This is a genomic window from Kushneria sinocarnis (assembly GCF_003633775.1).
Lineage (GTDB): Bacteria > Pseudomonadota > Gammaproteobacteria > Pseudomonadales > Halomonadaceae > Kushneria > Kushneria sinocarnis.
This window is the reverse complement of the sequence record NZ_RBIN01000008.1, coordinates 120,680-133,243: the sequence shown is the minus strand read 5'-3', so window position 1 is coordinate 133,243 and position 12,564 is coordinate 120,680. Positions and strand designations below refer to the sequence as shown.

At 66.2% G+C, this 12,564-nt stretch carries 10 protein-coding genes; 9 read left to right on the top strand and 1 reads right to left on the bottom strand.

Features of this window, described 5'->3' with window-relative positions:
- Window positions 1-239: 239 nt before the first annotated feature.
- Genes C7446_RS13865 through C7446_RS13845 form a run of 5 tightly spaced genes read left to right on the top strand, consistent with a single transcriptional unit; the run spans window position 240 to window position 7,288 of the window.
- Window positions 240-1,445 (top strand): MFS transporter, encoded by a 1,206-nt coding sequence (locus C7446_RS13865; RefSeq protein ID WP_121173718.1) that lies wholly within the window; start codon window positions 240-242, stop codon window positions 1,443-1,445.
- Window positions 1,446-1,481: 36 nt separating this feature from the next.
- On the top strand, window positions 1,482-3,191 hold the full coding sequence (locus C7446_RS13860; protein ID WP_121173717.1) for an IucA/IucC family protein: 1,710 nt from the start codon (window positions 1,482-1,484) through the stop codon (window positions 3,189-3,191).
- The gene (locus C7446_RS13855; RefSeq protein WP_121173716.1) at window positions 3,188-4,084 is read left to right on the top strand and encodes a GNAT family N-acetyltransferase; all 897 of its coding nucleotides are present in this window, start codon (window positions 3,188-3,190) and stop codon (window positions 4,082-4,084) included. Before C7446_RS13860 ends, C7446_RS13855 begins: the two co-directional genes overlap by 4 nt.
- Entirely contained in the window at window positions 4,084-5,988 is a 1,905-nt protein-coding gene (locus C7446_RS13850) for an IucA/IucC family protein (RefSeq protein WP_121173715.1), read from the top strand. The genes C7446_RS13855 and C7446_RS13850 overlap by 1 nt, the downstream gene beginning before the upstream one ends.
- The gene (locus C7446_RS13845; protein WP_121173714.1) at window positions 5,981-7,288 is read left to right on the top strand and encodes a lysine N(6)-hydroxylase/L-ornithine N(5)-oxygenase family protein; all 1,308 of its coding nucleotides are present in this window, start codon (window positions 5,981-5,983) and stop codon (window positions 7,286-7,288) included. The genes C7446_RS13850 and C7446_RS13845 overlap by 8 nt, the downstream gene beginning before the upstream one ends.
- Before the next feature lie 12 nt (window positions 7,289-7,300).
- Here the strand turns inward: C7446_RS13845 and fhuF are convergent, their stop codons facing one another.
- Window positions 7,301-8,071 (bottom strand): siderophore-iron reductase FhuF, encoded by a 771-nt coding sequence (gene fhuF, locus C7446_RS13840; RefSeq protein WP_170150097.1) that lies wholly within the window; start codon window positions 8,069-8,071, stop codon window positions 7,301-7,303.
- 150 nt (window positions 8,072-8,221) lie between these two features.
- On the opposite strand from fhuF, the gene C7446_RS13835 reads away from it, so the two are divergent.
- From C7446_RS13835 to C7446_RS13820, 4 genes are all read left to right on the top strand, one after another.
- Window positions 8,222-8,887, top strand: a complete 666-nt coding sequence (locus C7446_RS13835) for an HAD family hydrolase (RefSeq protein ID WP_170150096.1) — start codon at window positions 8,222-8,224, stop codon at window positions 8,885-8,887.
- A 135-nt stretch (window positions 8,888-9,022) separates the two neighbouring features.
- A complete protein-coding gene (locus tag C7446_RS13830; RefSeq protein ID WP_121173712.1) occupies window positions 9,023-9,817 on the top strand; it encodes a formate dehydrogenase accessory sulfurtransferase FdhD in 795 nt (264 codons plus the stop codon).
- Between the two features lie 37 nt (window positions 9,818-9,854).
- On the top strand, window positions 9,855-12,137 hold the full coding sequence (locus C7446_RS13825) for an FdhF/YdeP family oxidoreductase (protein WP_121173711.1): 2,283 nt from the start codon (window positions 9,855-9,857) through the stop codon (window positions 12,135-12,137).
- Complete coding sequence (locus C7446_RS13820; RefSeq protein ID WP_121173710.1) at window positions 12,137-12,451, top strand: hypothetical protein; 315 nt, start codon at window positions 12,137-12,139, stop codon at window positions 12,449-12,451. Before C7446_RS13825 ends, C7446_RS13820 begins: the two co-directional genes overlap by 1 nt.
- Window positions 12,452-12,564 lie beyond the last annotated feature (113 nt).

Below are 12,564 nucleotides of genomic sequence, written 5' to 3'. Positions count from 1 at the left end.
CCGGTGAGTAGCGGGTACCGGATGATACCCGGGAAAGGAGGAAATGATTTACTTGGTTGTTAATGAGAAGTATTATCAGAATCATTCAGTCATCGACCGAAGTGTTCCGTTGGTGCTTTCGGTCGCGGGGGCTACGCTTGCTCCATGAACGACGCCCGGCTGTCGGCTTTATACCGTGACAGTCGGGTCAACCGGTAGACGCGAGTCATGCTTTACCCTTTGCAAATTCCTGTGGCGCCATGATGCCGGATGTACCCCGATCGTCCGGTCAGCGACTGGCCGTCTGGCGTATCAGCGCTGCGGCAGCGCTGCTGGGGCTGGGACAGAACGGCTTTCTGGTGGCCCTGCCGATGCTGGTCGCCCACTCCGGGCTGGCGCTGGAAGAGTGGGCGGGACTGCTGCTGCTGGGCTCGATGCTGTTCGTGGTCGGCAGCCCCTTCTGGGGCCGTTTCAGTGATCGGCACGGCAGCCGACCGGTCGTGCTGCAGGCGCTGGTCGGCTATATCGTCAGTTTCACGCTGGTGGCTTCTGCCCTGGCAGCCTCGATGGCCGGCCTGCTGCAGGGGCTGACACTGATCTCGGTGGTGGCCATGGCCCGGGTGATCTACGGCCTGACCGTGGCGGGCATGGTGCCCGGCTGTCAGCGCTGGGCCGTGGCGCTGGAGCCGGAAAACCAGCGCTCCCGGGCGCTGGCGGCCATCAGTGCCGGCCTGTCGACCGGCCGGCTGATGGGCCCGCTGGTCGCCGGTGCCAGTCTGGGACTGTCGTTCTATGCCCCGTTCGTCATCATGGTCATGGCCGGTGTGCTGGCGATGCTACTGGTGGCCGGGGTGGCCGATCCCGGGCGTGACCTGCATGCTTCCTCTGCCCCGGCCACGTGGCGCGGGCGTCGGCTCAACCGGAAGCTGTGGCCCTATATCGGTCTGGCGCTGGCCGTATCGATGGCACTCTCCCTGATGCAGCTGGGATTGCCGGATGCGCTGCAGCATCGGCTGGCGATCACCCCTGATCGTGCCAGCCATCTGATGGGGATCATGCTCTCGCTGGGCGCCCTGGGCAGTCTGCTGGTGCAGCTGCTGGCCGTACGCCGACGACGGCTGCCGTGGCCGGGGCTGGTGGCCGGTGGCATTCTGGCCGCCCTGCTCGGCACACTGCTGCTGACCCTGGCGCATACCGCACTCTGGCTGGCGCTGGGCACGATCGCGACCAGTATCGGCATCGCGCTGGCCGTGCCGGGCTACAATAGCCGGGCCGGCCAGCTGCAGGGGCAGGGCGCGGGTTCCGGGCTCATGGGCATGATGCATACCCTGGGATATGGCATGGCGACGGCCATCGTGGCGCTGGCGCCGGCCACGAGCCTGCTGCCGCTGGCACTGGCGGCCTGTGGCTGTGGCGCTCTTCTCGGTTGGCCGATCGCACGCGATGCGCGCCGGGCCGGTGAGTGACGCCCTGTCTCGAAACTGACAAGGAGATTCTGCAACATGGCGCTGGCGCCGGACCCCGATCTGCTCGCGGCCACGAGCTTTTTCAATGCGCTGCTGCGTGAAACCGCCGACTGGCAGTTCCTGCCGGCCACCACCGGCTCGGGTGGTGTCGTGCGACTGCCGCTGACGGCAGGGGAGCAGCTGTGCGTGACGCTGCGCCATCGCAGTCGCAACGGCCGCTGCCGGCTGGCCCTGCCACTGCAGGTGGCCGCCGCGGATGGCGCACTCCGGGAGATCTCCTTCACCGGGGCGATCAGGCGGCTGATGAGCGAATCGCCGCTGTTCGAAGAGGTCGATGAGACGCTGCGCCGGAGCTTCATCGAGCGGGTGCAGGAGAGTCACCACAACATTGCCGACTCACTGGCCCGGCGCGATGATCTGGCCGAACTGGGGCAGGGCCCGCTGAATTTCCTGCAGGCCGAACAGGGTCTGCTGACGGGGCACGATTTTCATCCCGCGCCCAAGTCGCGGGCGCCCTTCACCACTCGTCAGGCACAGGCGTACTGCCCCGAGTACCGTGCCACCTTTCATCTGGTCTGGTGGGCCGTGGCGCCGGAGCTGGCGGTGAGCGATTCCAGCCGCGACGACACTGCGGCGGCACTGATGGCGACGCTGCTGCCGGCCTCGCTGGCGGCCGAGGTGCCGGCCGGTTTTGTGGCGCTGCCGATGCACCCCTGGCAGGCCGAGCAGATGATGCAGCGCGATGCCATCCGCGCCCGGGTGGCTGCGGGTCGGCTGATCCGGCTGGGGGAGAGCGGGCAACGCTGGGCGCCGACCTCCTCGCACCGTTCGCTGTACGTTCCCGGAGCGCAGTGGCAGCTCAAGGGATCGCTGTCGGCGCGCCTGACCAATTCGGTGCGGGAGCTGCATGAAGGCGAGGTAGCGCGTGGCCTGCGGCTGGACCGCTGGTGGCGGGCGCTGCCGGAGACGCTGACGGCGCACTTTGAGCTGATGCAGGAGCCCGCCTGGCTCGGCTGGTACGATGAGCAGGGTAGGGTCGACGAGGCGAGCCTGATGCTGCTGCGTGAAAACGGCATCATCGACCCGGCGGCCGAGCGCTCGGTACTGGCCACCCTGACCCAGCGGCTGGATGGCGAGGGTACGACCCTGCTGGCCGCCCGGGTACAGCACTACGCCCGGGTGACCGGGATGGCGCCTGATGGCGCCGCGCTCGACTGGTTCAGGGCATTCTGCGAGCGGGTGCTGACGCCACTGCTGCGGCTGGTGGTCGAGGAGGGGATCGTGCTGCTGGCGCATCAGCAGAACATCGTGCTGCGCCTGGACGACGGGCTGCCGGTGGCCACCGATTACCGCGATTGCCAGGGCAGCGGGGTCACGGCGCGCTTTTTCGAGCGCCGTCCCGGCGCCGAAGTGAGTCACGATCATCGCATCAGTACAGCGATGCTGCGGCGCTACTTCCCCTATTATGTGCTGATCAACTCGACCATGGCGGTGACCGGAGCGCTGGCCGAGGATGGCCTGATCGATGAGCATCGTCTGCTGGCGAGCCTGCGCCATCATCTGGAGCACCTCTCGGCCACCCTCGAGGGGGACCATGCGCTGCTCGAGCATCTGCTGCATTCGCCGACCCTCGAGGTGAAAGGCAACTTCTTCTGTTATCTGGCCGGCATCAACGAGTCCACGCTCGATGATCCCGCCCGGATCTATATCGATATTCCCAATCCGCTGCTGGAGACCGCTGCATGACCGTGACCCGGGCTGCCATGGACAATCCGCTCAAGGGCATCGAGCCGGCTGCGCTGGGTGATGGCGCAGCGCGCCTGCCCCTGATCGAATCGCTGGATCCGGTGGAGGCGCTCGATGCGGCCTTTGCGCTCAATCCGCAGCTGACCACGCTGGTGCTGGAAGACGCCTGGCGTGATCGACCACACTGGCAGATGCTGTGTGAGCTCTTCGGGGCGCCGCGCATCCCGCGGGAGGGCTTCTACCAGTACCCCTGGCACTGGCTGCATCATGATCGTCCCGAAACCCGCTTCGATAGCGAGCTGGGCCGCGCCGAGCGCCCGCTCAACCCGGAGGGGCGAGTCTACGAACGCTTCAATCTGCAGCTCGGGCGCCGTTTTACCCTGCGCACCGTCGAACTCGAATGCGATCTCGAGCGCCTGGTGGGCTGGATGAACAACCCGCGGGTGGCGCGATTCTGGGAGCAGGCGCGTCCGCGCGAGGAGCTGGCCGAGTGGTTCACCCATCGCCTGGCGCAGCCGCATCGGCTGGGGCTAATCGGCGAGTTCGATGGTGAGCCGTTCGGCTATTTCGAACTCTACTGGGCGGCGGAGGACGTCATCGCGCCCTGGTATGTCTGGCAGGGCTTCGATCGCGGCCTGCACGTGCTGGTGGGCGAAGAGCACTTTCGCGGTGCCGACTTCGTCACTGCCTGGCTGAGCGGGCTGCAGCACTACGCCTATCTGGCCGAACCGCGGACCGGCCGGCTGGTGCTGGAGCCCGCGGCCTCCAACGAGCGGCTGTTTCGACATCTGGAGCGGCTGGGCCTGTTCCGGCAGCGCGAATTCGATCTGCCCGACAAGCGTGCGGCGCTGGTCATGGGCTGGCGCCCACGGTTCTTCAGTGAGGTGATGTGATGGATGAGCTTTCCGAACGCGCCGTGGCGGATGTCGCGCTCCGTCGTCACTGGGAGGCGGCCAATCGCGCGCTGATCGCCAAGATGATCAGCGAGCTGGCCTATGAGCAGGTGCTGGCGATCGTCGAGCTCTCCACGCCCTGCGTGTTCGACGATCTGGGCGCCATGGGCAGCGAGCAGCAGTACGACTTCGCGCTGGATGCCGACCCGCGCGGTCGCTGGACCTTTCTCGCCCAGCTCAACCTGTGGGGGCAGCTGCTGATCGATATCGACTCGCTCACCCCTCCCGAGGATGCGCGCATGGAGGCGGCCGATCTGCTGCTGGCGCTCGGTCCGGGACTGGGCATGGATGATGCCCGGCTGGCGGAGTCGCTGGAGGATCTGTTCAATACCCTGCGCGCCGACTGCGAGCTGATCGAGGCGCACCGGCAGCTGCCGGCCGATCGCGCCATCGGCCTGCCCGAGGCGGAGCGCCAGGCGCTGCTGGATGGTCATCCCAAGTTCCTGTTCAACAAGGGTCGGCGCGGCTGGGGGCTGCAGGCGCTGCGCGCCTACGCGCCCGAGTACGGCGAGCGTATCCGGCTGGACTGGGTCGCAATTCTGCGCGCGCGTCTGCAGTCCGGCGGCGAAGCGGTGGACAGCGACCGACTGCTGGCTTCGGTGCTCGACGAGGATGCGCTGGCCGAGCTGCGTGCGACGCTGGCCCGCCGGGTGGCCGAAACCGGCTACCGGATCGAGCAGTTCGCGCTGATGCCGGTCCACCCCTGGCAGTGGCAGCAGATGCTGGCCATGCTGCATGCCGGCGACATCGGGCGCGGTGAAATGATTCACCTGGGCAGTTTCGGGGACGAGTTCATCGCCCAGCAGTCGCTGCGGACCCTGACCAACGTCAGCGAGCGCGACCGCGCCGGGACGTATGACGTCAAGCTGCCGCTGTCGATCATGAATACCTCGAGCTATCGCGGCATTCCGGGCCGCTACATGCTGGCCGGGCCGGCCGTATCGCACTGGCTCAGGGCGCGCGCCGGCGACGATGACGAGTTCGTGCGTGCCGGGCTGGAGATTCTGGCCGAGCCGGCCTCGGCGGTACTCGAGCACGATCAGTATGCCCGGCTGCCCGGCGCCCCCTATCGCTACCGTGAGCTGTGCGGGGTGATCTGGCGGGAAGGGCTGATGCCCCGCGTCGGCAGCAATGAGCAGGCGCTGCTGATGGCGGAGCTGATGCAGAGCGATGCCGATGGCAGGCCCTGGCTGGCGGCCTATATCGATGCTGCCGACTGCGATCCGGAACTCTGGCTGTCGCGGCTGTTCGAGGCGACGCTGATCCCCATGTACCACCTGCTGTGCCGCTACGGCATGACCATCATCGCCCATGGCCAGAACCTGACCCTGATCCTGCGCGACGGCCTGCCGCACCGGCTGGCACTGAAGGATTTCCAGGGAGACCTGCGTCTGATCGACGAGGATTTCCCCGAAGCCGCCGACCTGCCGCGCGAACTGCTCGAGGTGACCGTGCGGCTGCCGGCCGACAAGCTGATCCATGATCTGCAGACCGGGCACTTCGTCACCCTGCTGCGCTTTGTGGCGCCGCTGGCTCCGGCGGTCGGGATCTCGGAGCGGCGCTTCTATCAGCTCTGTGCCGAGGTGCTGGAAACCTACATGGCGCGTCATTCCGACATGGCCGAGCGGTTTGCGCAGTTCAGCCTGTTCCGGCCGCGCATCCTGCGGCTGGGGCTCAACCGCTCGAAGTTCCTGCACGATGCCGAGGGCGCCGCGGGCCGCATGCTGCCCGACATGGATTACGAGATCGACAATCCGCTGGCGCTTGTGACCCGCGCCAGCCGGCCGTTCGGTCCGGGAGAACGCCACCAGAGCCAGGGCGGGGATCGTATACCTCATGAGTGAACCGTTGCATGACGAGCGCCGTCTCGATCTGGCTGGAATCGGGGCCGGCCCCTTCAATCTCAGCATCGCGGCACTGGCCGACAGCCATGTGCCATCGTTCACGGCGCAGTTCTTCGATCGCCAGCGTGATTATGTCTGGCACGGCGGCATGCTGCTGCCGGATACCCATTTGCAGACCGGCTTCCTGAAGGATCTGGTGACCGGTGTGGCACCCACCAGCCCGCACAGCTTTCTCAGCTATCTGGTCGCGCACCGGCGCTTTTACCGCTTTCTCAACGCCGAACTGTCGACGGTCAGCCGCGCCGAATTTTCGGACTACCTGCGCTGGGTGGCAGAGCACCTGCCCAATGTCTCGCTGGGCTGCGGCGTGCGCGAGGTCGATTTCGTCGATGACCACTTCCGCCTGGTCACCGATCACGGCAGCCATCGTGCCCGCCACCTCTGTCTGGGGACCGGCAAGCGACCCTGGCTGCCGGCCTTTGCCGAGCCCCTGACGGGACCGCGCTGCCTGCATGCCGAAAACATTGCCCACCGCTCCCGCGATTTCAGCCGGCAGCGAGTGGTCATTGTCGGCGGCGGGCAGAGCGGTGCGGATATCTTCATCAATGCCCTCAACGGCCACTGGGGCACGCCGGCATCGCTGCACTGGCTGTCACGGCGGCGCAATTTCCAGCCGCTGGATGAAACGGCCTTTACCAACGAGTATTTCACGCCGGACTATACCAACTGGTTTACCGAGCTCGATGACGCCACGCGCCAACGCGAGGTACTGGCGCAGAAATATGCCAGTGACGGGATTACCCCGGCGGCACTTTTGAACATCCACCAGCAGCTCTATCACCGCTTCGATGTGCTGGGCGAACCGCGCTGGGCACATCTGCTGCCGCATCGCGAGGCGGTGGACATGGAGTCGGTGGGCGAAGGCTTCCGGCTGTGGACCCAGCATGGCCTGACCGGGGACCGCGAGCGCTTCGACGCCGATGTGGTGATCTTTGCCACCGGCTTTCAGTCCAGTCTGCCGGAGTGCATGGCGCCGCTGCGCGAGCGACTGGCGCTCAATGACGATGGCAGCATTACGGTGGGTGATCACTTCATGATCGACTGGGATGGCCCTTCGCAGCACCATCTCTATGCCGTCAATGCCGGCCGGACCCGCTACGGCATTGCCGAGCCCCAGCTCTCGCTGATGGCGTGGCGCTCGGCGGTGATCCTCAACCACGTGACCGGCCGCGAGGTGTTCGATATCGGGGATGACCCGGGGCCGGTGGAGTGGCGTCCGCTCGAAGCCCGGGACCCGTAGCCGGCGCGGGCGTCAGGTCGTGGCGGCCTGACGCTCCTCCGTGCCACGACGGGGCTTGAGGCGCGGGCAGTTGCCGCATTCGCCGAGTGACTCATCCAGATAGCGCATGCAGCACATGCGGCGGCAGCGCCAGATATCCGGTTGACCGGCGTTGTCCACGGTATCGACGTACTCGACCGGCTGATAGAAGGGGTTGCGCTGACGGTCGGGCAGCCAGCGTCGCTTGAGCACTTCGCGCGCGCCACTCAGCTGCCACTCGCTGATGTCATCGCACTCCGCCAGGGCCCCCACCACGAACTCGAAATATCCGGCCGCATTGCTCCAGAGCACCCGGGGGGAAAGCCGCACCTGACGCGCGAGGCTGGCAATCAGCGGCGTCATGTGCGCAGAGATCAGGCTGCAGAAGCGGGCACAGCCGTTGTCGAGACTCTGCGTGCCGGCGTGGGTCAGGCCGAAGGCAGTGGCGATGCCGCGTTCGTCGAAGGCGATATCGAGCTCATCGAGAGCCGTGGGCAGATGGCGGTCGAGGCGCAGTTCGATGATGACCACGCTGATGAGCAGCCGGCTCAGGTAGTGTTTCGACCACTGGGTGGCGATCGCCCGGGGATCGCTCAGTCCCTGGTCCCCGGCGAAGCGGTCCAGCAGTGGCTGGAGAACGTCCGGTTCGAGCAGATCGGATCCGGCGATCACCCTGTCCGGAGCTGACGAGGCCCGCAGTTCACTGCGCAGCACCAGCGCTTCCCGGTAGCCGCTGAAGCGTTCGGGATAGTAGGCGGCGAACATGAGTCTCCCGGAGTCGCGTCGGACTCGATGACAAATGAAAACTACTCTCATTCTAGCAAAAGGTGCGCTGATGCGGCAGGGCATGACCCCGGCGATTGGCGGGTATGCTATGGTCGCGGATTCATGCTGGCGCAGGGAGAGGAGAGAGCCATGGCGCTTGAAGGGCTGCTGTTCGATTTCGATGGCACACTGGCGGATTCCGAACGGGCGCACCATCTCGTCTGGAACGAGATACTGGCGCCGTACGGGGTCGAAATCAGTGACGCGGAGTACAAGCGGCGCTACTCGGGCAATCCGGTGCCGACCTGTGTCGCCATGGTACGCGAGGATCACGGTCTGACGGTCCCCGACGAGACGCTGATCCAGGCCAAGGTATCGCTGACCCGCCAGCGCTTCAGCGAGCAGCCCATTGCGCTGATGGCGCATGCCACGGAGATCCTCGGCTGGGCACGTGAGCAGGGACTGCGACTGGCACTGATTACCGGAAGCGGTCGCGAGGAGCTGATGCCGACGCTCGAGCATCATGATCTGGCCCACTGGTTCGAGGCGATCGTGACCCGCAACGAGGTCACCCACTCCAAGCCGCATCCGGAAAGCTATCTGAGCGGGCTCGAGCAGATGCAGCTGAGTGCCGCGCAGGCCGTGGCGCTGGAGGATACCCATCACGGGGTGATGTCTGCTGCAGCGGCGGGTCTCGAGGTGCTGGCGATTCCCAACGCCTACAGCAGCGATCATGACTTCAGTGCTGCCACCCGGGTCTGCGAGTCGCTGTCGGAGGCGCGTGACTGGCTCCAGGCACAGCGTCTGCCGGCCTGATGCAGGTTCTTTCATTAGACGATATGGCTAACCGATTAGCAGGCTGATGATGACTCGGGTATGATGTAACGCCATGTTGCACCATGACCCGGTTCGACCCGTATGCCGCGGTCGAGAACCCGGAGGGAGGTCACAATGACTGCCTGCACCCGTTCGCAGGTTGCCTCCGCATCACGAGCCGATGAACGTCCCGCCGAGCTCGAGGATGCCACCGCCACCCCCAGCGATACCCTGGCCGGGCCGGTTGAACAGCCGGTCACGCTGTCCTTCAATGACACCGCCTTCGCTTCGGTGCTTGCCACGCCGGAAGCGCTCGAGCACTGGGCACTCGGCTTTGCCTGGAGTGAAGGCCTGATCACCCGTACCGCCCAGGTGCGCGATATCACCGTGGATCGACTCCGCCACGGCGTACGAGTCCGCCTGGCCGTGCCGGCTCACATCGAGCAGCTGGCCGCCGATCGCCGTCGGGTGACGGCTTCGGCCTCGAGTTGCGGCCGCTGTGGCAGCGCCGAGGAGGCGCAGATGCTGGAGGGGCTCAGGCGGCTGCCGCCCACGCCGCCCCCGTCGGTGCCCCGGCTCAACGCTGCCCTCGAATGGCTCGAGGAGCTGGCCAGCCCCGGCATGCACATGGCGCTGGCGCTGGACGAGCACGGCGCACGTCTCGGCACCGGGCGTGACATCGGCCGTCACAACGCGCTCGACAAGCTCATCGGCGCCGGCCTGAGGGAGGGGCGGCGGCCGGCACTGGTACTGATTTCAAGCCGTTGCAGCCTGGAGCTGGTGCAAAAGGCGGTTCGTGCCGATATACCCACTCTGGCCACACTGTCGCTGCCTTCCAACCTGGCGGTGGAGATCGCCCGACTGTGTGCGCTCAACCTGATCTGCTGCCATCGGGGGCGTCGCCTGACCCTGCTCAGCGGCAACCACTGACCCGGGCGGCCTGCCTGATTCACCGGAGTAACGTTACATGTCCAGGGAACGCATCTTTCAATATACCCACCCGGCTGCCGGCTGGGGGGCACTGCGCGCGGTCGGCCAGCACATCCGGCACAGCCGGGCACCGCTTGCCAATGTGCGCTCGCTGCTGAAGATGAATCAGCCCGATGGGTTCGACTGTCCCGGCTGTGCCTGGGGGGATCCCGAGCACGGCTCCTCGTTCGAGTTCTGCGAGAACGGGGTCAAGGCGGTCACCTGGGAGGCCACCGCCAAGCGGGTGACGCCGAAGTTCTTCGAGCGCTACAGCGTCGCCGAGATGAAACAGTGGGACGACTACCGTCTCGAGGATCAGGGCCGGCTGACCTCGCCGATGCGCTACAACGCCCGGACCGACCACTATGAGCCGGTCAGCTGGGAGGACGCCTATGCGCTGGTCGCCGAACATCTGAAGGCCCTCGATCATCCCGATCAGGCCCTGTTCTATACCTCCGGCAAGGCCGCCAACGAGTCGGCCTATGTCTTTCAGCTGCTGGCCCGGCTGTACGGCACCAACAACCTGCCGGACTGCTCCAACATGTGTCATGAGGCCAGCGGCACCGCGCTGAGCGAGTCACTGGGGATCGGCAAGGGCAGCGTGCTGCTGGATGACTTCGAGCGGGCCGAGGCCATCTTTACCTTCGGTCAGAACCCGGGCACCAACCATCCGCGCATGCTGGGCACGCTGCGCGAAGCGGCCGAGCGCGGCTGCGAGATCGTCGCCTTCAATACCCTGCGCGAACGCGGGCTGGAGCGCTTCGCCGATCCGCAGAAAAAGCTCGAAATGCTGCGCGGCGGCAGCCATCGCATCAGTTCGCTCTACTTCCGGCCCCATCTGGGCGGGGACATGGCCGCCATTCGCGGCATGGCCAAGGTGGTGTTCGAACGGGAAGCGCGCGACGGCAACATCATCGATCACGACTTCATCGCGCAGTATACCCACGGGTTCGAGGGCTGGCAGCAGGCGGTCGAGGCCACGTCATGGGAGGCGATCGAGGATCAGTCCGGCCTGAGCCGGGAAGAGATCACCCAGGCCGCCGAGGTCTACATCCGCTCCAATGCCACCATCTGCTGCTGGGCGATGGGCATTACCCAGCATCAGCACTCGGTGGTGATGATCCGCGAGATCGTCAACTTCCTGCTGCTGCGCGGCAACATCGGCAAGCCCGGCGCCGGCACCTGTCCGGTACGCGGTCACTCCAATGTGCAGGGTGATCGCACCATGGGCATCTTCGAGCGTCCCAAGCCGGCGCTGCTGGATGCGCTGGAGGCCTACTACGGCGTCCCCATGCCGCGTGAGCATGGTGTCGATACCGTCAACGCCATCCGTGCCATGCGCGCTGGCAGGGCGAAGGTGTTCATCGGACTGGGGGGCAATTTCGCCCGCGCCACCTCGGACTCCGAAGTCTGTGAAGAAGCGCTCTCCAGCTGCAACCTGACCGTGCACATCAGCACCAAGCTCAACCGCAGCCATCTGGTGACCGGCAGCGATGCGCTGATCCTGCCGTGCGTGGGCCGGGTCGAGATCGACCGTCGCGCCGATGGGGCGCCGCAGCTGATCACGGTCGAGGATTCAATGAGCATGGTGCACGGTTCGGCCGGCATCCACGAGCCGGCGTCACCGGATCTGCGCCCGGAGATTACCATTCTGACCAATATCGCTCATCGCGCCGTGGGCAGCGAAGTGGTCGACTGGCTGTCGCTGGCCGAGGATTACGACCGCATTCGCGAGCAGATCGCCGCCGTGATTCCGGGATTTGCCGACTTCAACAACCGGGTCCGTCAGCCGCGTGGCTTCTGGCTGGGCAATCCGGGCGCCCGGCGGGAGTTTCCCACCGCCAGTGGGTGCGCCGAGTTCTCGGATGCGCCTCTGCCCGAGGCGATCATGCATCAGCAGCTGCGCGATCGCGAAGGCTGGGTCACGCTGCAGACGCTGCGCAGTCACGATCAGTACAACACCACCGTCTACGGTTACAACGACCGCTACCGGGGGGTCGAAGGCACGCGGCGGGTGGTCTTTCTGAGCAGTGCCGACATGGCCCGCCTGGGGCTGGCGAAGAATGACTGGGTTGACCTGATCGGCGATGCCGCGGACGGCCGCGAGCGGCGTGCCAACGGCTTCCGGGTGGTGGAGTATGATACCCCGGCCGGCTGTGCGGCAGCCTACTATCCCGAAACCAACCCGCTGATTCCGCTCGACAGTGTCGGTCTGAAGAGCAATACGCCGACCTCCAAGTCGGTCGCGATTCGGCTGGAGAAGAGCGCACGGCTGGCCTGATGGCAGACGAGGCCGCCTTCGAGGCGCTGGTCGGGCGGATTCTGGCAGCCCGGCCGGCGCTGCAGCCACTGGAAGCGGTGCTGCTCGCTGCCGTGATCGAGGCGCAGCAGGATGCGGGCGACGGGCGCCGAACGGGCGTGGATACCGGTCGGCTGGCGCGCCGTTTTGAAATCGAGCATGCGCTGGTTCGACGCAGCGCCGCAGCCCTGTCCGCGGCCGGCTGGCTGACCACCGCCCCGCGTGGTGGTCGCAGTCCGGCGCTGCGGCTCGAATCGGCCCTGCCCGATCTGCTGCAGACCCTTGAGGCGGGCTGACGACCTTCCTGCTGTGCCGATTGCGCCATCACGCGCCTGCCGGCACCCCCCGGTTGGCATCAGAGTGTGCCTTTCGTTACCCTGGGCATCGATATCGCCGGATAACCGAGTGA